Raw genomic sequence first — 20,715 nt, forward strand, 5'->3', positions numbered from 1 at the left:
TTCTGGTGGCTCCGAAACTGACACGGATGTGTCTTTTTCAGAAAAACTTCAAGCGGGCTATTGACTTAGCTTCTCTACCTGCGTAAATTTCGCGGCCTCGACGAAGCAAAGGGTGATTAGCTCAGCCGGGAGAGCATCTGCCTTACAAGCAGAGGGTCGGCGGTTCGATCCCGTCATCACCCACCACTTCTCGAGTCTTTCGCAAGAAAGCATCTCGCAAGAGAATCGGACGTTCCGTGAGGAGCATCCAACCGACGCGCAGCGGTAGTTCAGTCGGTTAGAATACCGGCCTGTCACGCCGGGGGTCGCGGGTTCGAGTCCCGTCCGCTGCGCCATATTTTGTACAGGTCGCCTGTTTAATCAAACAGACGGCCTGCGATTTGAAAGTACCGAAGCTTTCTTATCATGGGTTTCAAAAGTTTCAAACGGATGTAAGTCCGAGCGATACGCAGCGGTAGTTCAGTCGGTTAGAATACCGGCCTGTCACGCCGGGGGTCGCGGGTTCGAGTCCCGTCCGCTGCGCCATACAAGGCTTCGAGGCCCTTGAACTCCTCGAAGCGAAAGAAAGGCCCCGACTTGTCGGGGCTTTTTTTTTGCCTGTAGGAAAGCGCCCGGGATTTCAGCCCCTGGCGGGGAATCCGTTGCTCCTGGCCTGGACAGTGATCAGCAGCGCCATGGCCAACAAGGCGGCGACCATCCACGGCAAGGCCCCGACGCCCAGTCCGCTCAATGCCAGCGCGCCACTCATGGCGCCACCGGCAATCGCCAGGTTCCACACGGTCACCAGCATCGATTGCGCGATGTCGGCTGCTTCCCCGGCGGTTTTCGCCAGTGCGGTCTGCAGCAGTGCCGGCAACCCACCAAACGACAGGCCCCAGACCGCCACGGCGACGTGGATCGACACCGTCGAGGCACTCCACAATCCCAGCGCCATGGCCGAGCCGGCGAACAGTGCGCAGCTGGTCAGGGTCAGTGGTCGTAGCCAGCGGTCGATCAACAGGCCGGTGCCCCAGATGCCGAGCAGGGCGGCCAGGCCGAAGACCAGCAGCACCTGGTCAACCCGTTCGGCCAGGCCCGCCGGGTCCAGGAACGGCGCGATGTAGGTGTAGAGGATGTTGTGCCCCAGCACGTAGAGAAAAGTCACCAGCAGCACCGCCTGTACGCCCGGCAGGCCGGCCACGCGCCGCAGGGGCGGACGCTGGCTGGCGGCTTGTCCGGGGAAGTCCGGTACTTGCCAGCGTACCCAGCCGATCAGCAGCAGGGTCAGGCCGGTCATGATCGCGAAGCTCAGGCGCCAGCCGAAACTGCTGCCCAGGAAGGTGCCGAGCGGAATCCCCAGGGACAGCGCCAGCGGCGCGCCCAGCATGGCGATGGCGATTGCCCGGCCTTGCAGGTGGCTGGCCACCATGCGGCTGGCGTACCCGGCCAGTAGTGCCCACAGTAGCCCGGCAAACACGCCGGCCAGCAGCCGGGCGAGAAGGGTCAGCCAGTAGTGGCTGGACAGCGCGGTCACGGCATTGACCAGTGCAAAGCCGGCGACGGCGCTGAGCAGCAACGGTCGACGCCGCCAGCCCTGGGTCAGCAGGGTCAGCGGAATGGCGGCGAGCAGCGAGCCCAGCGCATAGGCGGTGATCAACTGTCCGATCAGCGCCTGGCTGACACCGAGGTCGCTGCTCATCTGCGGCAGCAAACCGGCGGGCAGTGCCTCGGTGAGGATGGTGATGAAGCCGGCCGCGGCCAGGGCCAGCAGTCCGGAAAGCGGCAGGCGATCGGCGGTGGCCGAGGGCGTGAGACGACAGCTCTGTGTGTTCATGGGAGTCCTTGTCTGCGATGTCTGGAACAGGGCTCCGAGGTTAGTGAGCTGCGTGAGGGAGAAAAACAGGCTAGAGTTCCAAACTTATCGGACATTGAAGTCCGCAATCATGGAGGCGCGGATGATGGACAGCCTGGGCAGTATCTCGGTGTTCGTGCAGGTGGCCGACACCCGCAGTTTCACCGAAGCCGGCCGGGTGCTCGGGGTGTCTTCCTCGGCGGTCGGCAAGAGCATCGCCCGTCTTGAGTCGCGGCTTGGCGTGCGGCTGTTTCACCGCAGCACCCGCAGTATCACGCTCACTGCCGAGGGCGCGCTGTTCCTGGAGCGCAGCCGGCGCATCCTGGCCGAGGCGGAGGCCGCCGAGCAGGAGTTGATCGATACCACTCGCGAGCCGCATGGCAAGTTGCGCATTAGCCTGCCGCAATCACGGGGCCTGGTGATGCCGGTGCTGGTCGACTTCATGCGGCGCTACCCGCAGATCGAGTTGGAAGTCGATATGTCCGATCGCATGGTGGACGTCATCGAGGAGGGCTTCGATGCCGTGGTGCGTACCGGCCAGCCGCAGGATTCGCGATTGATGTCCCGTGCGCTGGGGCGTTACCAGCTGACGCTGGTGGGGGCCCCCGAGTACTTTCACCGGCACGGCTTGCCACGGGTGCCGGCGGACCTGGCCGGGCATGCGAGCCTGCGGCACAAGTTCTGCGCCACCGGCAAGCTGGAGGCCTGGCCCCTGCGCCTGGCCCCGGGCGAGGAAGAACCGGCGATGAAGACGCTGATGATCTCCTCGCCGATCGAGGTGCTGAGCTATGTGGCCCAGCAGGGGCTGGGCATTGCCTGCCTGCCGGACTACATGATCGGCGAGGCGGTGGCCGAGGGTCGACTGGTGCGGGTTCTCGACGATTACCTGGAGCACAGCGGAACTTTCTGGATGCTCTGGCCGTCAAGTCGTCATGCTTCTGCAAAACTGCGGGTACTGATCGATCACCTGAGCGAAGGTCTTTTTCCTGAAAAAACGCTGTCGTAAGGTATTTAAGACACTAAAAGCGCGCGCTCTGGAATGGCGATCTGATGCACAATACGCCCCGGACCGATTTACTCAGGATTTTCAATGTCGACATCATTCCACTTGCGTACCCTGGCATTGGCCGTGGTGCTGGTGGGCGCCGCAGGTTGCTCCTCGCCCAAGACCGCCGTTTACGAGCATGAGAACTTCGCCGATTCCGGGACCTTCTCGCGCAACTATTCGGTGAACGAGAAGGCCTCCTGCGAAGCGGCCCGGCGCGCCTTGCTCAGCCAGGGCTACATCATCACCAGTACCGATCCGAAGCTGATCACCGGCAACAAGAGCTTCCAGCAGACTGGCGAGACCCACCTGCAGATCAGCTTCAGCATCGTCTGCGCGGCCGATGGCAGCAGTGGCAAGCGTTCGACAGTGTTCGCCAACGCCCTGCAGGACCGCTACGCGCTGAAGAAGGTCAACAACTCGGCGAGCCTGGGCGTGGGCGTGCTGGGTTCGGTGTCGATGCCGATCGGCTCGACGGATGACTCGATGGTCAAGGTCGCCAGTGAGACGGTGTCCTCGGCGACCTTCTATGATCGTTTCTTCAACCTGGTGGAACTGTTCCTGCCGCCCGAGGTGAAGAAGGAGCAGCACACCGACGAGAAGCCCAAGGCTGACCTGGGCGTGCCGGAGAGTGCCGCGGCGACCAGGCCGGAAGCGGCCCCTGAACCGGCCAAGACGGCCGAGCCCGCGCACGCGGAGCCCAGTCATGTGGCACCTGCCCATGCTGAACCGAGCCCGGCCGCTCCGGCCTTGAGTGCCCCGGCAGTTCCCGAGCAGATCAAACCGCTGCCTGAAGCGGCCCCGGCTGCCCCGGCAACACCTGCCGAAACGGCGCCGGCCACTGAGAAACCGACCCCGCCGACAACGACCTCGCCGGCAGCCGAGTCCGCTCCGGCAGCCACTCCGGCCACCACCGAACCGGCTACGCCGGCCCAGTGAGGCGTCGGGTCAGATCGCCGCGGGATCGGGTTTGTCGACCTCGATCCCGTAGCGACTGATAGCCTGCGCCACGCTGCTGCGCGGCACCTGTCCGTCGTCAGCCAGCGCCTTGAGCGCGGCCAGGACGATGAAGTGGCGATCCACCTCGAAGAACTGCCGCAAGGCCTCGCGCGTATCCGACTGGCCGAAGCCATCGGTACCGAGGGCGACGAAACGCCGGTCATTGACGAACGGCCGAATCTGGTCAGCGAAGATTTTCATGTAGTCGGTCGCCACCACCAGTGGCCCGCTGTGCTCGCGCAGGCAGCTTTCCACGTAGCTGCGGCGCGGTTCCTCCTGCGGATGCAAGAGGTTCCAGCGCTCCACCGTATGCCCTTCGCGTCGTAGCTCGGTCAGGCTGGTGGCGCTCCAGACATCGCTCGTCACGCCGAAATCACTGCGTAGCAACTGTGCTGCCGCGAGCACTTCACGCAGGATCGAGCCGCTGCCCATCAACTGCACGCGGGGTTGTTCGTCGACCGGCTCGGCGCCACGCTCGAGCAGGTAGAGCCCCTTGAGAATGCCGTCCTCGGCCCCTTCGGGGATCGCCGGGTGCGGGTAGTTCTCGTTGAGCAGGGTGATGTAGTAGTAGACGTCCTCCTGCTCGACGTACATGCGCCGCATGCCCTCGCGGATGATCACCGCCAGCTCGAAGGCAAAGGTCGGGTCGTAGGACACGCAGCAGGGGATGGTCGAGGACAGCACGTGGCTGTGGCCGTCGTCGTGCTGCAGGCCTTCGCCCATCAGGGTGGTCCGCCCCGACGTGGCGCCGAGCAGGAAGCCTCGCGCCCGTGCGTCACCGGCCGCCCAGGCCAGGTCGCCGACCCGCTGGAAACCGAACATCGAGTAGTAGATGTAGAACGGCACGGTCATCAGGCCGTGGTTGCTGTAGGAGGTGCTGGCGGCGATCCACGAGGAGATGCCACCGGATTCGTTCAGGCCCTCCTGGAGGATCTGGCCGTCGCGGCTTTCCTTGTAGTAGCTCAACTGCCCGGCATCCTGCGGTGTGTAGAGCTGGCCAACGGCGGAGTGGATGCCGATCTGGCGAAACAGGCTTTCCATGCCGAAGGTGCGCGATTCGTCGGGCACGATCGGTACCACCAGCTTGCCGATGTGCGGGTCCTTGAGCAACGTGCCGAGAATGCGCACGAAGGCCATGGTGGTGGAGATCGCGCGCTCACCGGTGCCTTTCAACTGCGCGTCGAAGCTCTCCAGTGGCGGAATCTGCAGGCTCTGGCAGGCCGAATGCCGGGCCGGTACATGGCCGCCGAGTTGCTGCCGGCGAGCGGCGAAGTAGCGGGCCTCTTCGCTGTCGACCGGCGGCTTGAGGTAGGGGATTTCCTCGGCCAATTGCGCGTCCGAGACTTCCAGGCCGAAGCGGTCGCGGAAGGCCTTGACCGCGTCCAGGTCCATTTTCTTCAACTGGTGGTTGATGTTCTGGCCTTCACCGGCTTCGCCCATGCCGAAGCCTTTCACCGTCTTGGCCAGGATCACCGTCGGCTGGCCGCTGTGGCGCATCGCGGCAGCGTAGGCGTTGTAGACCTTGTCCGGATCGTGGCCGCCACGGGACAGTTTCCAGATCTCGTCGTCGCTCAGGTCGGCCACCAGTTCGAGCAGGGCCGGGTACTTGCCGAAGAAATGCTCGCGCACATAGGCGCCGTTCTGCGACTTGTAGTTCTGGTACTCGCCGTCCACGCATTCCATCATGCGTTGGCGCAGCAGGCCGCTGCGGTCCTTCTCCAGCAGCGCATCCCAGCCGCTGCCCCAGATCACCTTGATCACGTTCCAGCCGGCGGCGCGGTACAGGCTCTCGAACTCCTGGATCACCTTGGCGTTGCCACGCACCGGGCCATCGAGGCGCTGCAGGTTGCAGTTGACGACGAAGATCAGGTTATCGAGTTTTTCCCGCCCGGCCAGGGAGATCGCCGCCAGGGATTCCGGCTGGTCCATCTCGCCGTCACCGAGGAAGGCCCAGACCTTGCGGCCCTGGTGTGGCTTGAGGTCGCGATATTCCAGGTAGCGCATGAAGCGTGCCTGGTAGGCGGCGGTGATCGGCCCGAGCCCCATGGACACGGTGGGGAATTGCCAGAAGTCCGGCATCAGCCGTGGATGCGGATAGCTCGACAGGCCCTCGCCGCCGACTTCACGGCGGAAGTTGTCGAGCTGGGCTTCGCTGATCCGGCCTTCGAGGTAGGCGCGGCCGTAGATGCCCGGCGAGGAGTGGCCCTGGATGTAGATCATGTCGCCGTCGAAGTGGTCGGTGCGGCCACGGAAGAAGTGATCGAAACCGACGTCGTACAGCACCGCCGCCGAGGCATAGGTGGCGATGTGGCCACCGACCCCGGAATGCTTGCCGGCGCGCAGCACCATGGCCATCGCGTTCCAGCGGATATAGGCATTCAGCCGGCGTTCGAGGGCCAGGTTGCCCGGGTAGGGTTTCTGCCGTTCGGGGCTGATGGTGTTGACGTAGGGCGTGGTGACCCGGCCGTGGAAGTCGCCATGGCGGGCGACATCGAAATCCAGCAACTGGTCGATCAGGTAGTGCGCGCGAGGGCGACCTTCGGTGGACAGGACGGACTCGATCGATTCGAGCCACTCGCGGGTTTCCTGCGGGTCGTCGTCGAGAATCAGGGCGTTGGGGTGAGTCATGCCGGGCTCCTGGAGGCTGCCGATGGGCAGCGTGATGGCGGCGCGGGGGCGACATTCGGACCTTGTGGGTGGTGTCGCGCTGCGCTGGGAAAGTGATTGCAATTGCAATCACATATCCGAATCTATCCCGGCATGCGCTACCATTGCAACCTTCTTGATTTCCCCCGGAGGGTATCCATGGCTTCCAACGAGCCCGATGTATGGTTTCGCTTTGTCCGGGCTCACCGTACGGTCATCCGTGAGATAGAGCGGCGGCTGGCCGAGGCCGGGTTGCCGCCGTATGCCTGGTACGATGCCTTGTGGGGGCTGGAGAGCGGCCCGGATGGCAGCCGGCGCATGCATGAACTGGCGGATGTCATGGCCATTGAGCGCTACAACCTCACGCGGCTGGTCGACCGCTTGGAGAAGGACGGCCTGGTACAACGTTCGCGTTCCGAGGGCGATGGGCGCGGCGCCCTGGCGTCGATCACCGAGTCCGGGCGGGTACTGCGCAAGCAGATGTGGAAAATCTACGAAGAGGCGGTGGCCGAACTGTTCCTCTCGCAGCTCGACGACGGCCAGCGCCAGGGGTTCGCCGATGCGCTGGAACGTACCGCCGACCTGGCGCGCAGTGCCGGCAGCGAGTCACGCAAGCGCGGCAAGGGCTGAGTGATCGCCTCTGGCATTCTGGCTGGCCTTGGTCCTGTGGGAGCCGGATTTATCCGCGAAGCTTTTAGCATCCTTGAAATCGCTAAAAAGCTTCGCGGATAAATCCGGCTCCCACAAGGGGTTGTGCCGAGCACAGGATCAGGAGCGCTGCGGCCATTGTGGGAGCCGGCTTGCTGGCGATAGCGTCCCAACTGTCAAGCCAGTCCATAACGCTCGTACGCCTGTCCAACGACCCCCGCTGCAACCTGCTGCTCATCCGCCAGCGCCCCCAGCGCCAGGGCGGTGATCCAGTGACGGTCCGGCGCCGTCGGGCCGAGTGAGCCGGCCCCCAGCCCGACGAACCGTGCGGCGACATGCCCGGCCAGCGGGGCGACCACGGTCTGCGGATATCCGGTGACAGCGATCACCGGAGCGATGCTGTCACCCAGGCAGGCCGCCAGGTGCGAGCGCCGCTTGCGCGTGCTCGGGTGCAGGCGGTTCCAGCGCTCGGCACGACCGGCATCGCGGGCCAGGCGGGTGTAGCTGGGGCAACTCCAGACCTCAGCGGTCACTCCCCAGTCCTGCTCCAGCAGGCGGGCGGCCGCCATGACTTCTTCAAGCGCGCGACCCGCGCCAAGCAGGCGGACCTGCGCCGGACGCCGTTCGCCCAGGCAATACATGCCACTGAATGCATCCCTGGCCTGCTCCGGGGTCAACGTCAAACCCTGCTCGCGATCGTGCAGCGCCAGGTAGTAGAACCCCGAGTCACCCTCGACATACAGCCGCTGCAAGGCGCCCAGCACAATCGCCCGCGCTTCGGCACCGGAAGCCGGGTCGAACGGCTGGCAGCGCGGATTGCCTGCCAGCCATAACGGCAGCGAAGGCTGCGCCCCCTTGGGCCAGCGCGAGGGCAGGGTCTCGATATCGTTGCAGAAGATACCTCGCTGCCGGGTTTCCCCGGTCGCCGCGCGGAGCCCGGTGCAATGCTCGGCGCTGAGCAGGTACAACAGCGGGCTTTCCGCTCGCTGCCGGGAGAAGCGCATCGACCAGGCACTGATGTGGGCCGATGGTTTCGCCGTGGGGTGCCGATGATTGCGGATGACCCAGGCCTGCCGGGTTGCCGTGCTGCCATGCTCCAGCCGGTCGGCGATCGCCAGCACGCTGGACAGCGGTGAACCCGCTGCCGGGGTGTCGGCCAGCAGGGCTTCGATGCAGGCACGTGCGGTTTCGGTGGATCTGGCGGATGCGCTCATGTTCGGGTCTGCCTGGGGGGGCTTTTTACCCTAAGGCAGGTTGATATCTGATTGCAAATGCAATTAAATTGAATGTGAATGAAAAATGACTGGAAAAAAACCTGACCCATCTGCTAGTTTTTCAAACAGGGAGTTCGTCTGGTAAGGGAGCGCTTCATTTTTTCTTCATACGGGCAACTTATGCTGGCCCTGCGGGTCGGTAATACAAGCGCTTTTACCTGCGAATACAAGGAGCTTCACAATGGATGACTATCAAGAAGAACTGCTGGAATTCCACGCGTTCGAGATGGACCCTGTCGAACCGGCAGACGACGCTACCGAGCTGTAAACGGTAGCGTTTTTTTTTGCTCAGGCGGAATGTCGCTGGCTGCGACGAAATTCGCCGGGCGTCTGGCCGTTCCAGCGCTTGAAGGCGCGCTGAAAGGCCTCGGCCGAGGCAAAACCAAGCAGGTAGGCGATTTCGCCAAAGGCCAGCTCGGTATCACGGATATAGGTCATCGCCAGGTCGCGGCGGGTGTCGTTGAGAATCGCACGGAACTGCGTGCCTTCCTCGGCCAGCTTGCGGCGCAAGGTCCAGGTCGGCAGTTTCAGGCGTGCCGCCACTTCTTCCAGGTCGGGTTCCCGGCCACCATTGAGCAACGGTCCCAGCAATCGGGTGATGCGTTCACGCAGGCTGCGGGTGCGGGTCAATTGTTCCAGTTCCCGCTCGCAGAGTTGCAGCAGTTGCCGCCAGGTGCTCGGGCAATGCTCCGGGTTGCGCAGGCCGAGGCTGGCCTGGTCCAGGCGCAGCTGGTTGATCTCGCCGTCGAACTGTAGCGGGCAGTCGCCGAGCAGGTGGTAATCGGCGGCGTAGTCCGGCGTGGCGAACTCGATCTCGATTCGTTCGGCCCGTAGCGGTTGACCGGCAACGCTCGACAGCTGCTTCAGCCAGCCGGCGATGATCGAATCGACCACGAAGCGGTTGTAGGCGTTGTAGGGGCTGATCGAATAGAAACGGAGCCAGGCGCCCCCGGCATCCTCGTGGAAGCTCGACTGGCCGCGGTAGTTGGAGCCGTACAGCGGTTCGAAGCGGGTGAGGGTGCGGGCTGCTTCGCGCACGGTTGGCGCCTGGGCCGCGGTGATACCGGCGAGGCCAGCCTGGCTCAGGCGACTCAAGCGGCCCATGTGCAAGCCAAGGGCCGGGTTGCCGGTGAGCTGGATGGCGGCATGGCCCAGGCGCATGTAGCGCGGGATCGACAGCCTGCCCCCCGGCTCGGCCAGGCGGGCCGTATCCAGTCCGTACTGCTCCAGCAGTTCCTGGGGATTGCAGCCCAGTTCGCGGACCGCATCGACGAGGCTGTGGACGAAGCCCACCGACAGGTCGCCCAGGCGCATGGCGACCGGTTTCATGGCAACCACAGGTTGATCAGGCGGGCGCCGCGTCCACCGGCGTCATCCTGGGTGAAGGTCTGCCCGTTGTAGCTGATGAAGCTTTGTCCCGAGCTGCGCTGATCCCAGAGCTGGCCGCGCAGGAACACGCTGATTCCGGCGATGGACTGGCTGGCGGGTGGCCGGCCGATCAGGGTCAGGCGGTGCCAGGCTTCGCCTTCGCTGAGTTCGCCCGGGCGCAGGCTGATCTCGGCTGGCGTGATGGCGCTCTTGAAGCCACGCCAGGGCCTGTCCCAGGCACCCTTGCCGGCGACATGGGCCGGCACCGCGATCAGCTTGACCCCGAGGGCGTCCAGTTGGCGGTAGGCTTCCGGGTACCAGCTGTCGCTGCCGATCAGGATGCCCAGGCGGCCGGCCGGGGTATCGACGACATTCATCCCCTGGTCGGCGGCGCCCAGCACGTAGCCGCGCTGTTCGAAGGTCGGGTACCGCTGGCGCTGGGGTTGGCCAAGGGGCAGGCCGTCGGCGCCGAAGGTCACGCTGGCGTTGTAGAGCGAGCCGCGGCCGAATTTCAGCGTGCCCTGTTCGACGAACGGCGTCGGCAGCAGAAGGGTGCCGGCCACCAGGGTCACTCCGAACTCCTTCGCCAGCCCGCCGAACAGCGCCTGGTAGTCGCTGGCCATGGCCTTGGCCTTCATGCGCAGGCGGGCATCGTCCAGGCGGCTACGTCCCTTGGCCTTGGACAACGCATCGCTGAATTTCAGCGGGTTGCTGACCATCAGCCAATTCATCGCCTCCTGCTGGGTGAGGGCCTGGAACAGGTCGTCCTTTTCGCCGCGCAGCACCAGCCAGGTGCCGACATGCTCGGGCAGTACCACCACGGTTCGGGCGTTGAGCAGGCCGAGGCTGCGCGCCTGTTGCAGGTAGGCGGCGAGTTTGCGGTGCAGGCGTGGCAGGCTCTGGTAGTCGCTGGGAAACAACTCCGGCTGGATGCCCAGCAGGTTGCCATGTTCGCCGGGGCTGCCCTGGTTCAGCGCGAGCCGGATCCGCAGGTCGGACAGGTAGTGGCCGCTGCTGCGCTGCTTGGTCCAGAGGCCGTAGCTGGTCAGCCCGACGATCAGGACGATGAGAAGGAAACCGGCGAAAAGTTTGCGCATGGGGTAAAGCGGGCGGCCTTGGGCGGAATTCGTCGACTAGGGTAGGACTGATGGCCGCAGTTGCCAAGAGCGGCTGCACATTTGGATCAATAACTTGTCAGTTTCGATCATTGAGCCGTCATCGGCGGCTCTTTAATGTGCCACTCATACACCTGACGGGAGCCGCAGAGCCCCCGCATTCCGTGATCTAGCCTGTACTGGAGTTGCCATGACCGCCACCTCGTACCCGCACCTGCTGGCCCCGCTCGACCTGGGTTTCACCACGCTGCGCAACCGCACCCTGATGGGGTCCATGCATACCGGCCTGGAGGAAAAGCCCGGTGGTTTCGAACGCATGGCCGCTTACTTCGCCGAGCGCGCCCGTGGCGGTGTCGGCCTGATGGTCACCGGCGGCATCGCGCCGAACGAGGAGGGCGGGGTCTACTCCGGCGCGGCCCGGCTGACCACCCGCGAGGAAGCGGAGCAGCATCGCATCGTCACCCGCGCGGTGCATGAGGCCGGTGGCAAGATCTGCCTGCAGATCCTGCATGCCGGGCGTTATGCCTACAGCCCGAAACAGGTGGCGCCGAGCGCGATCCAGGCGCCGATCAACCCGTTCAAGCCCAGGGAACTGGACGAAGCGGGCATCGAGAAACAGATCGTCGATTTCGTCACCTGCTCGACCCTGGCCCAGTCCGCCGGCTACGACGGTGTCGAGATCATGGGATCGGAAGGCTACTTCATCAACCAGTTCCTGGCGGCCCACACCAACCACCGTACCGACCGCTGGGGCGGCAGCTACGAGAACCGCATGCGCCTGCCGGTGGAAATCGTCCGGCGGGTGCGCGAGGCGGTTGGCACCGACTTCATCATCATCTTCCGCCTGTCGATGCTCGACCTGGTGGAAGGCGGCAGTACCTGGGAGGAGATCGTGCAACTGGCCAAGGCCATCGAGCAGGCCGGGGCGACCCTCATCAACACCGGGATTGGCTGGCACGAGGCGCGTATCCCGACCATCGCCACCAAGGTGCCGCGCGCCGCATTCACCAAGGTCACCGCCAAGCTGCGCGGTGCGGTGTCGATCCCGTTGATCACCACCAACCGCATCAACACCCCCGAGGTCGCCGAACAGGTGCTGGCCGAGGGCGATGCCGACATGGTGTCGATGGCCCGGCCGTTCCTGGCCGACCCGGACTTCGTCAACAAGGCGGCGGCCGGGCGTGCCGACGAGATCAACACCTGCATCGGCTGCAACCAGGCCTGCCTGGACCACACCTTTGGCGGCAAGCTGACGTCGTGCCTGGTCAACCCGCGGGCCTGCCACGAGACTGAGCTGAACTACCTGCCGGTCAAGCAGATCAAGAAGATCGCCGTGGTCGGCGCCGGGCCTGCGGGGCTGGCAGCGGCGACCGTGGCGGCCGAGCGTGGGCACCAGGTGACGCTGTTCGATGCGGCCGGCGAGATCGGCGGCCAGTTCAACGTCGCCAAGCGCGTGCCCGGCAAGGAGGAGTTCTACGAGACCCTGCGCTACTTCAAGCGCAAGTTGCAGACCACCCATGTCGAACTGTGCCTGGACACCCGTGTGGACGTCGCGCAACTGGTGGCTGGCGGTTATGACGAGATCATCCTCGCCACCGGTATCAGCCCGCGGGTGCCGGCGATTCCGGGTGTCGAGCACGCCAAGGTGCTGAGTTACCTGGACGTGCTGCTGGGCCGCAAGCCGGTGGGCAGCAAGGTCGCGGTGATCGGTGCCGGCGGTATCGGCTTCGACGTTTCGGAATTCCTGGTGCACCAGGGCGTGGCCACCAGCCAGGATCGCCAGGCGTTCTGGCACGAGTGGGGGATCGACACCGCGCTCGAGGCTCGCGGTGGTATCGCCGGGATCAAGCCCGAGGTGCATGCGCCGGCGCGGCAGGTGTTCCTGCTGCAGCGCAAGGCGTCCAAGGTCGGTGATGGCCTGGGCAAGACCACCGGCTGGATCCATCGTACCGGGTTGAAGAACAAGCGGGTGCAGATGCTCAACAGCGTCGAGTACCTGAAGATCGACGACGAGGGCCTGCATATCCGCATCGGCGAGGAGGCACCGCAGGTACTGCCGGTCGACAACGTGGTCATCTGTGCCGGCCAGGACCCGCTGCGCGAGCTGCAGGAAGGGCTGCTGGCGGCGGGGCAGAACGTGCACCTGATCGGTGGTGCGGATGTCGCGGCCGAGCTGGATGCCAAGCGGGCGATCAACCAGGGCTCGCGGCTGGCTGCCGAACTCTGACCGATCCAGGGCGGCCCGACATCTTGTGGCGAGGGGCTTGTCGGGACGCCGCACCGCCCCGCTGGGCTGCGTAGCAGCCCCAAAGCCTGAGCCCACGGTGAACCAGGTAACCCGCGCTATCCGGTTTTGCGCCCGCTTCGCGGTCTAGCGCGGGCAAGCCCGCTCGCCACTTGGCTCCTCGGCGCGACAGTCGATACTTCTTCAGGGACTGGTAGACTGGTGTCATCCTGCTCCGTGACCCTCACCCGATGCTGCCACCGCCCGACTGGCGCCCCCATGCGCCACTTGAACCCCTTCATTTCGACTGGCTTTCCCGAGCCGGTGTCGAGGTGGCCGTCCTGCGTCTGGACCGGATCGATCCGCTGATCAGCGGTAACAAGTGGTTCAAGCTCAACGAGCACATTGTCGCCGCCCGCCAGGTCGGCGCCGAAGGCCTGATCAGCCTCGGTGGTGCCCATTCCAATCACCTGCACGCCCTGGCCGCCGCCGGCAAGCGCTTCGGCTTTGCCACCGTTGGCCTGCTGCGTGGGCATCCACTCGACACCCCGACCGTGCTCGATCTCCAGGCGTTCGGCATGGAGTTGCACTGGCTCGGCTACGAGGGCTATCGCAAGCGCCATCAGGCGGATTTCTGGACGCCCTGGCAAGCGCGCTACCCGCGGCTGCATGCCGTGCCCGAGGGTGGTGGTGGGTTGGCGGGGGCACGGGGTTGCCGGGGGCTTGTCGCGATGGTCGAGGCGCAGTTGCCCGCGCTCGGTTGGGACGATTTCCAGGGTTGGTGGCTGGCGGCGGGTACCGGTACCACTGCCGCCGGCCTGGTGCTGGCCGAAGCCGGGCAGCGTGCGGTTCATGCCGCTCTGGCGGTGCCGGACGATCACGGCGTCGCGCCATCGATGAGGAATATTCTCGTCGAGGCGGGTGTAGCGGACAGCGGCTACGAACTGATCGAGGCCTGTCGTGGCGGGTTCGCCAAGGTTGACCCGGAACTGCTGGCGTTCATTGCCGATAGCGAACAGCAGGGTGGGTTGCCGCTGGAACCCTTGTATACGGGCAAGGCCTTGCTGGCGTTACGGGAGCAGGTAACTGCCGGATGCTTCGGCATGGGCACGCGATGGGTCTTCGTGCATACCGGCGGTTTGCAGGGGCGCCGTGGTTTTGCGCTGTAACCGTGTCCCCTCGTCGTAACCGAAACCTGTAGGAGCCGGACTTTCGATCGTTCCCACGCTCTGCGTGGGAATGCCTCCCAGGACGCTCTGCGTCCGCTCTTGCGACGCCGAGCCTCACGGGCTGCGTTTCCACGCGGAGCGTGGGAACGATCATCAAAAACCAATGACTGTAGGAGCGGGGTGTTCAGGTCCTGTGCCTGGGGAGCATGCGCGCCAGGGTGTTATCGCGCACCACATAGTGGTGATAGAGCCCGGCCAGTGCGTGCAGGCCGATCAACCAGTAGCCGAGGGTGCCAGCCAGCTCGTGCCATCCCTTGATTTCCTTGGCCAGCGGGCGGTTCTCGGCAATCAGTGTCGGCAGGTCGATGCCGTAGAACATCACCTGGTGACCCTGGCCGCTGACCACCAGCCAGCCGAGCAGCGGCGTGGCGATCATGAACAGATACAGCGCGATGTGCATCAGCTTCGACAGCAGCATCTGCCCGCTCGGTGGCGTCGGTACGATCCGTGGCGCCGTGCCGATCAGCCGGGCCACCAGGCGCAACCAGACCAGGGCGAACACGGTCAGCCCGAGCATGTAGTGAAACTCGACGATCAGCGCCCGGCCGCCGCTGCCCTTGGGAAACAGACCGCGAAACTCGATGCAGCAGTAGACAATGGCCAGCAGCACCAGCATCAGCCAGTGCAGAGCGATCGACATGCTGCTATAGCGGCTGTCGGTGTTCTTCCAGGGCATACGTTGTACCTCACTCATCAGGGGCAGCCATCAGGGCTTGCAAGCTCCGTTCTTGAGTGACGGAGTCTTCTTACACTCTAATACGCTTTTGTACCCTTTGCCTGAGACACATTGGCCGGGGAGGGGCGAAGTTTCGTGAATGAAAATCACTTTTCCTGGCGGTCTCCCTCGCCCTCTGGGATGAGCCACGCCACCCTGTGGGAGCGGGCTTGCCCGCGAATGGGAAGATGGTGTTTCATCGCCTGCCTTCGGAATTATCAGCCTGGCCTGGCAGTCTGTTGCTGAGCCGTCCTCCCCGAATCACCCGCCGCCCTCACGGATCTTGCCCTCATGCTGATTGCAGTACTGATTTTCCTGCTGACCATTACCCTGGTGATCTGGCAGCCAAAGGGCCTCGGCGTCGGCTGGAGCGCCACGCTTGGTGCGCTGCTGGCCCTGCTCAGTGGGGTAGTCCACCTCGGCGATATCCCGCTGGTGTGGCAGATCATCTGGAACGCCACCGGCACGTTCATCGCCCTGATCATCATCAGCCTGCTGCTCGACGAGGCCGGTTTCTTCGCCTGGGCGGCGCTGCATGTCGCACGCTGGGGGCAGGGCAGCGGGCGCCGACTGTTCGCCGCCTTCGTGCTCCTGGGGGCGCTGGTCTCGGTGTTGTTCGCCAACGATGGCGCGGCGCTGATCCTGACCCCGATCGTCATCGCCATGCTGCTGGCACTGCGCTTCTCTACGGCGGCGACCCTGGCCTTCGTTATGGCGGCCGGCTTCATCGCCGACACTGCCAGCCTGCCGCTGGTGGTGTCGAACCTGGTCAACATCGTTTCGGCAGACTACTTCCACATCGGTTTCAATGCCTACGCGGCGGTGATGGTACCGGTGAACCTGGTGAGCGTGGCGGCGACGTTGCTGGTGCTGCTGGTGTTTTTCCGTCGCGACATTCCGCAGCGGTACGATCCGGCCCAATTGGCCGAACCGGCCAGTGCCATCCACGACCGGGCGACCTTCATCGCCGGCTGGTGGGTGCTGGGCATTCTGCTGGTCGGCTGCTTCGCCCTCGAGCCACTGGGGATTCCCATCAGCGCCATTTCGGCGGCCTGCGCCGCCTTGCTGCTGGGGATTGCCGCCCGTGGCCACCGGATTTCCACGCGCAAGGTGATGCGCGAGGCACCCTGGCAGATCGTGATTTTTTCCCTGGGCATGTACCTGGTGGTCTACGGCCTGCGCAATGCCGGGCTGACCGGCTATCTCGCCGGCTGGCTCGACCGTTTCGCCGACCACGGGGTCTGGGGCGCGGCGATGGGCACCGGGCTGCTGACCGCGTTGCTGTCGTCGATCATGAACAACCTGCCGACGGTGCTGGTCGGTGCGCTGTCCATCGAGGCCAGTCATGCCACTGGTGTGGTCAAGGAGGCGATGATCTATGCCAACGTCATTGGCAGCGACCTGGGGCCGAAAATCACCCCGATCGGCAGCCTGGCGACCCTGCTCTGGCTGCATGTGCTGGAGCGCAAGGATATCCGTATCGGCTGGGGCTACTACTTCAAGGTCGGAATCGTGCTGACCCTGCCGGTGCTGCTGGTGACCCTCGCGGCCCTGGCCTTGCGGTTGTCCCTGTAGGCCCTGTTCGCGGCAGTCCGACGCATCGCTGAGTCCGGCTCGGACACAAACCTGTGGGAGCCAACTGTCTTTAATTCCCCCTGCGATGAGCGGTCGGATACTGGCCGCCTTGGGCGGTTCGCGGATAAACCGGGGCGCCGGACCGCCTGCTCCCACAGTTTGCGTCGATCACACGATTTGTGGGCGGCACGGTACCTTGTGGGAGCCGAATTTATCCGCGAACAGGCCCCGCCCGTGTTGCCCCAGCCTAGGCCGAACCTGGCACATTCGGCCAAAGATCGGCAACCAGGAACAGCCGCTCGGCTTCCTCCCAGTCCCCGTCGCCATTGCGGATCAGGCGCACCAGCAGTTGCGCCGGCGCCTGGGGATCGAGCTGGTCCAGCCAGTCGTCCAGCCGCTCTTCGCTCCAGGCCTGCTCTTGGCTGTAGTGCGCCGGCGCCAGCCAGGCCTGGCGCGGTAGCGGCTGCCAGCGGCCGGGCGGGCTCTGCACGCGAAAGTCCGCCCAGTCGCGCTGATGCAGCCAGCGCCCGTGCAGGTGTTGCGGATGCACCCCGTGTGGCGGACATGAATTGCCGGGCCACGGATACAACAGGTAGCCGCCGAGCCATAGCTGTGCGCTGAAATGCTCGATGCCGAGCGCTGCCAGCGCCTCGCGGCTTTCCGGGCGGGCGGAGATCGGTAACTGATGCTCGCTCAGGTGCGCCAGCTTGCGGTCCAGGCGATCATGGCAGCCGGGACCGAGCCAGTGCTCCAGCGCTTCGCCGTGGCCCTGTTGCGGTCCCAGGTAGAGCTTGATCGCCAGTTCCAGGTGGTGCACACCGTCGCGGTCGCGCAGCAACAGGTCGAGTTCGCCCAAGGTGTGGCCTTCGCGGCGGATCGGCAGGTTGGCGCCGATCAGTTCGATCCCGGGGGCGTGGCGCACGGCGAACTGCCAGAGCCGTTCGTAGTACAGCCCGAGGCGCCGGGTGGTGGCCTGGGCCAGCCAGTGCTGCAGGTCGCTGCTGTCGTCATCCAGCCCGCGCAGCCAATGTTCCAGTTGCCCGGGCGACTGCACCCAGTCGCTGCCGGCCAGCGGATGGCGTTGTGGCCAGGGGGTGTCGCGCAGCATCGGCGGTGCCAGGATGACCCAGGCCAGGTCGCGCACTTCGGGATGGCGCAACTGGCGGGGGAGGTTGAGCAAGCCGGGAAACAGGATCATTCTGCGAGCATAGCCGTTTGCTTGAAGGCTGAAAGGATTTTGTCTGGGACCGGCTTTCGCCCATAATCGTTCTTTTGCCTGCTGCAGAACCTTTTCAGGAGCCCCATGGAGCAATTTCGCAATATCGGCATCATTGGCCGCCTGGGCAGTTCGCAGGTGCTGGATACCGTTCGCCGTCTCAAGCGCTTCCTGCTCGAGCGGCACATGCATGTGATCCTCGAGGACACCATCGCCGAAGTCCTGCCCGGGCACGGTCTGCAGACATCCTCGCGCAAGATGCTCGGCGAGGTCTGCGACATGGTCATCGTCGTCGGTGGCGACGGCAGCCTGCTGGGCGCGGCCCGTGCGCTGGCGCGGCACAACGTGCCGGTGCTGGGGATCAACCGCGGCAACCTGGGATTTCTGACCGACATCCGTCCGGACGACCTCGAGGTCGAGGTGGCCAAGGTCCTCGACGGCCATTACCTGGTGGAAAACCGTTTCCTCCTGCAGGCCGAGGTCCGCCGCCATGCCGAAGCCATCGGCCAGGGCGATGCGCTCAACGACGTGGTGCTGCACCCCGGCAAGTCGACGCGGATGATCGAGTTCGAGCTGTACATCGACGGCCAGTTCGTCTGCAGCCAGAAGGCCGACGGCCTGATCGTCGCCACCCCCACCGGTTCCACCGCCTACGCGCTGTCGGCCGGTGGCCCGATCATGCATCCCAAGCTCGATGCCATTGTGATCGTGCCGATGTACCCCCATACCTTGTCCAGCCGCCCCATCGTGGTGGATGGCAACAGCGAACTGAAGATCGTGGTATCCCGGGACATGCAGATCTACCCACAAGTCTCCTGCGACGGCCAGAACCATTTCACCTGCGCGCCGGGTGATACGGTGACCATCAGCAAGAAGCCGCAGAAACTGCGCCTGATCCACCCGCTGGATCACAACTACTATGAAGTCTGCAGGACCAAGCTCGGCTGGGGCAGCCGGTTGGGTGGTGGAGGCGACTGATGCTCGATCCCGCGCGTGGCTACGATCTGATCGGTGATGTGCACGGTTGCGCCCATACCCTCGAACACCTGCTGGACATGCTCGGCTATCACAAGCTGGGTGGTGTCTGGCGGCACTCCTCGCGCATGGCGGTCTTCCTCGGCGATATCATCGACCGTGGCCCGCGGATTCGCGAGGCGCTGCACATCGTCCACGACATGGTCGAGGCGGGGCAGGCGCTGTGCATCATGGGCAACCACGAGTTCAACGCCCTGGGCTGGACCACTGCGGCACCGCCGGACAGCGGCAAGCAGTTCGTGCGCGAGCACACGCCGCGCCATGCCCGTCTGCTGCAGGAGACCCTGACCCAGTTCGAGGGGCACCCGGCTGACTGGCATGACTTCCTCGGCTGGTTCTACGAACTGCCGCTGTTCATCGATGCCGGGCGTTTCCGTGTGGTTCACGCTTGCTGGGACGCCGGGTTGATCGAGCCGCTACGCGCGCAGTATCCGCAGGGGCGCATCGACGAGCATTTCGTCCAGGCCTCGGCAGTGTCCGGCAGCTTTGCCAGCACGGTGCTCAACCGCCTGTTGCGTGGCACCGACATGCGCCTGCCGGACGGCCTGACCCTCACCGGCGGCGACGGCCTGACCCGCGCGTTCTTCCGCACCAAGTTCTGGGAAGACGATCCGCAGACCTACGGCGACATCGTCTTCCAGCCCGATGCCTTGCCCGAACAGGTGGCGAGCAAGCCGCTGTCGCCGCGGGAGAAGAACGCCTTGCTGCGCTACGGCCTGGATGAACCGATGCTGTTCGTCGGGCACTACTGGCGCAGCGGCCGGCCGATGCCGATCCGCCCGAACCTGGCCTGCCTGGACTACAGCGCGGTGCTGTACGGCAAGTTGGCGGCCTATCGCCTGGACCAGGAAACCCAGCTCGACCCGAACAAGTTCGTCTGGGTCGACGTCGAACGTCCCGAGGCCTTGAAATGACCGCCATTGCCGTCTTGCGCCTGCCGCTGGGCATCGACCTCAGCGGCTTCGTGCAATTGCTGCAGCGCCTGCAGGTGCCGCATCGGATCAACGAGGAGGCGGGTGAGCAGGTGCTGTGGGTGCCGGAGTCGATGAGCGCCGACGTGCTGGAGCTCTACCAGCGTTTTCCCGAAGGCGATCCACACCATCAGCTGGAGGCACCGCCGCCACTGCAGGCACCACGCCGCCCGAGCCTGGCGCTGCAGGTACGGCACAGTCCGATCACGGCAGGGGTGCTGCTGCTCAGCCTGGTGGTCGGTGCGATCACCTGGCTCGGTGACAGCCTGTCGATGGTGCACTGGTTCACCTTCCTCGACTTCCGTGTCAGCGGCGAGTACATCCAGTTCACGCCCCTGGCCGATGGCCTGGCGGCGGGGCAGTGGTGGCGGCTGGTGACACCGATGCTGCTGCACTTCGGTGTCCTGCACATCGCCATGAACGGCATGTGGTACTGGGAGCTGGGCAAGCGCATCGAGCTGCGCCAGGGCGGGGTCAACCTGCTGGGGCTGACCCTGCTGTTCAGCCTGGTGTCGAACTTCACCCAATACTACGTCAGCGGCCCGACCCTGTTCGGCGGCTTGTCCGGCGTGCTCTACGGCCTGCTCGGCCATTGCTGGATCTACCAGTGGCTGTCGCCCAATCCGGTCTACCGGTTGCCGCGTGGCGTGCTGGCAATGATGCTGATCTGGCTGCTGGTGTGCCTGTCCGGGCTGGTCTCGCTGATGGGCTTCGGCGAAATCGCCAACGGCGCCCACGTCGGTGGGCTGCTCATCGGATGTTTCACCGGCTTGTTGGGCGGGCTGTGGTCCCGGCGTAAACTGGCCGCCTGATTCGAATGTCTT

Annotated in this window: 16 protein-coding genes and 3 tRNA genes; 12 read left to right on the forward strand and 7 right to left on the reverse strand. The window is 64.9% G+C overall.

The annotated features are described in order from the left end of the window. Nucleotides 1-110 precede the first annotated feature (110 nt). From HU752_RS11010 to HU752_RS11020, 3 genes are all read left to right on the forward strand, one after another. Nucleotides 111-186: transfer RNA gene (locus tag HU752_RS11010), tRNA-Val, on the forward strand. Between the two features lie 72 nt (nucleotides 187-258). Further along, nucleotides 259-335, forward strand: a tRNA-Asp gene (locus HU752_RS11015). Between the two features lie 113 nt (nucleotides 336-448). Beyond that, nucleotides 449-525 (forward strand) — tRNA-Asp (locus HU752_RS11020). 94 nt (nucleotides 526-619) lie between these two features. Here HU752_RS11020 and HU752_RS11025 read toward each other — a convergent pair. After that, complete coding sequence (locus HU752_RS11025; RefSeq protein WP_186680791.1) at nucleotides 620-1,813, reverse strand: MFS transporter; 1,194 nt, start codon at nucleotides 1,811-1,813, stop codon at nucleotides 620-622. A 124-nt stretch (nucleotides 1,814-1,937) separates the two neighbouring features. On the opposite strand from HU752_RS11025, the gene HU752_RS11030 reads away from it, so the two are divergent. Continuing rightward, on the forward strand, nucleotides 1,938-2,837 hold the full coding sequence (locus HU752_RS11030; protein WP_186680834.1) for a LysR family transcriptional regulator: 900 nt from the start codon (nucleotides 1,938-1,940) through the stop codon (nucleotides 2,835-2,837). Nucleotides 2,838-2,921: 84 nt separating this feature from the next. Continuing rightward, on the forward strand, nucleotides 2,922-3,815 hold the full coding sequence (locus tag HU752_RS11035) for a DUF2242 domain-containing protein (protein ID WP_186680789.1): 894 nt from the start codon (nucleotides 2,922-2,924) through the stop codon (nucleotides 3,813-3,815). Between the two features lie 9 nt (nucleotides 3,816-3,824). Here the strand turns inward: HU752_RS11035 and aceE are convergent, their stop codons facing one another. Next, nucleotides 3,825-6,503: a pyruvate dehydrogenase (acetyl-transferring), homodimeric type gene (gene aceE / locus HU752_RS11040; RefSeq protein WP_186680787.1), complete on the reverse strand. Its 2,679-nt coding sequence runs from the start codon at nucleotides 6,501-6,503 to the stop codon at nucleotides 3,825-3,827. A gap of 177 nt (nucleotides 6,504-6,680) precedes the next feature. On the opposite strand from aceE, the gene HU752_RS11045 reads away from it, so the two are divergent. Beyond that, on the forward strand, nucleotides 6,681-7,151 hold the full coding sequence (locus tag HU752_RS11045; RefSeq protein ID WP_186680786.1) for a MarR family winged helix-turn-helix transcriptional regulator: 471 nt from the start codon (nucleotides 6,681-6,683) through the stop codon (nucleotides 7,149-7,151). Nucleotides 7,152-7,345: 194 nt separating this feature from the next. Here HU752_RS11045 and HU752_RS11050 read toward each other — a convergent pair whose 3' ends face one another. The 3 genes from HU752_RS11050 to HU752_RS11060 all read right to left on the reverse strand — a co-directional run bounded on the left by HU752_RS11050 (nucleotide 7,346) and on the right by HU752_RS11060 (nucleotide 10,908). Beyond that, on the reverse strand, nucleotides 7,346-8,383 hold the full coding sequence (locus HU752_RS11050; RefSeq protein WP_186680784.1) for a transketolase-like TK C-terminal-containing protein: 1,038 nt from the start codon (nucleotides 8,381-8,383) through the stop codon (nucleotides 7,346-7,348). Nucleotides 8,384-8,731: 348 nt separating this feature from the next. Next, nucleotides 8,732-9,772: an AraC family transcriptional regulator gene (locus tag HU752_RS11055; protein ID WP_186680782.1), complete on the reverse strand. Its 1,041-nt coding sequence runs from the start codon at nucleotides 9,770-9,772 to the stop codon at nucleotides 8,732-8,734. Continuing rightward, nucleotides 9,769-10,908 carry a carbon-nitrogen hydrolase family protein gene (locus HU752_RS11060; protein WP_186680780.1) on the reverse strand — a complete coding sequence of 380 codons (1,140 nt, stop codon included), beginning with the start codon at nucleotides 10,906-10,908 and terminating at the stop codon, nucleotides 9,769-9,771. The genes HU752_RS11055 and HU752_RS11060 overlap by 4 nt, the downstream gene beginning before the upstream one ends. 208 nt (nucleotides 10,909-11,116) lie before the next feature. Here HU752_RS11060 and HU752_RS11065 point away from each other — a divergent pair, with 208 nt between their 5' ends. Both HU752_RS11065 and HU752_RS11070 read left to right on the forward strand, forming a co-directional pair. Next, entirely contained in the window at nucleotides 11,117-13,153 is a 2,037-nt protein-coding gene (locus HU752_RS11065; RefSeq protein WP_186680778.1) for an NADPH-dependent 2,4-dienoyl-CoA reductase, read from the forward strand. A gap of 248 nt (nucleotides 13,154-13,401) precedes the next feature. Next, nucleotides 13,402-14,319: a 1-aminocyclopropane-1-carboxylate deaminase/D-cysteine desulfhydrase gene (locus HU752_RS11070; RefSeq protein WP_186680777.1), complete on the forward strand. Its 918-nt coding sequence runs from the start codon at nucleotides 13,402-13,404 to the stop codon at nucleotides 14,317-14,319. Nucleotides 14,320-14,503: 184 nt separating this feature from the next. On the opposite strand, the gene HU752_RS11075 is transcribed toward HU752_RS11070, so the two are convergent. Further along, nucleotides 14,504-15,055, reverse strand: coding sequence for a cytochrome b (locus HU752_RS11075; RefSeq protein WP_186680832.1), 552 nt, complete (start codon nucleotides 15,053-15,055; stop codon nucleotides 14,504-14,506). 330 nt (nucleotides 15,056-15,385) lie between these two features. Here HU752_RS11075 and HU752_RS11080 point away from each other — a divergent pair, with 330 nt between their 5' ends. Then, the gene (locus HU752_RS11080) at nucleotides 15,386-16,669 is read left to right on the forward strand and encodes an arsenic transporter (RefSeq protein ID WP_186680775.1); all 1,284 of its coding nucleotides are present in this window, start codon (nucleotides 15,386-15,388) and stop codon (nucleotides 16,667-16,669) included. 247 nt (nucleotides 16,670-16,916) lie between these two features. Here HU752_RS11080 and HU752_RS11085 read toward each other — a convergent pair whose 3' ends face one another. Next, nucleotides 16,917-18,077: a DUF1853 family protein gene (locus HU752_RS11085; protein ID WP_437182340.1), complete on the reverse strand. Its 1,161-nt coding sequence runs from the start codon at nucleotides 18,075-18,077 to the stop codon at nucleotides 16,917-16,919. Here HU752_RS11085 and HU752_RS11090 point away from each other — a divergent pair. From HU752_RS11090 to HU752_RS11100, 3 genes are read left to right on the forward strand one after another with little or no spacing between them, the layout of a single operon-like run. Continuing rightward, nucleotides 17,973-18,863: an NAD(+) kinase gene (locus HU752_RS11090; RefSeq protein WP_054063812.1), complete on the forward strand. Its 891-nt coding sequence runs from the start codon at nucleotides 17,973-17,975 to the stop codon at nucleotides 18,861-18,863. The two genes, HU752_RS11085 and HU752_RS11090, sit on opposite strands and share 105 nt — an antisense overlap. Continuing rightward, complete coding sequence (locus HU752_RS11095; protein ID WP_437182363.1) at nucleotides 18,860-19,834, forward strand: metallophosphoesterase; 975 nt, start codon at nucleotides 18,860-18,862, stop codon at nucleotides 19,832-19,834. Before HU752_RS11090 ends, HU752_RS11095 begins: the two co-directional genes overlap by 4 nt. Next, nucleotides 19,831-20,703: a rhomboid family intramembrane serine protease gene (locus tag HU752_RS11100; RefSeq protein WP_186680770.1), complete on the forward strand. Its 873-nt coding sequence runs from the start codon at nucleotides 19,831-19,833 to the stop codon at nucleotides 20,701-20,703. The genes HU752_RS11095 and HU752_RS11100 overlap by 4 nt, the downstream gene beginning before the upstream one ends. The last annotated feature ends 12 nt before the right edge of the window (nucleotides 20,704-20,715 follow it).

Origin of the sequence: Pseudomonas vanderleydeniana (assembly GCF_014268755.2) — a bacterium.
Taxonomy (GTDB): Bacteria; Pseudomonadota; Gammaproteobacteria; order Pseudomonadales; family Pseudomonadaceae; genus Aquipseudomonas; species Aquipseudomonas vanderleydeniana.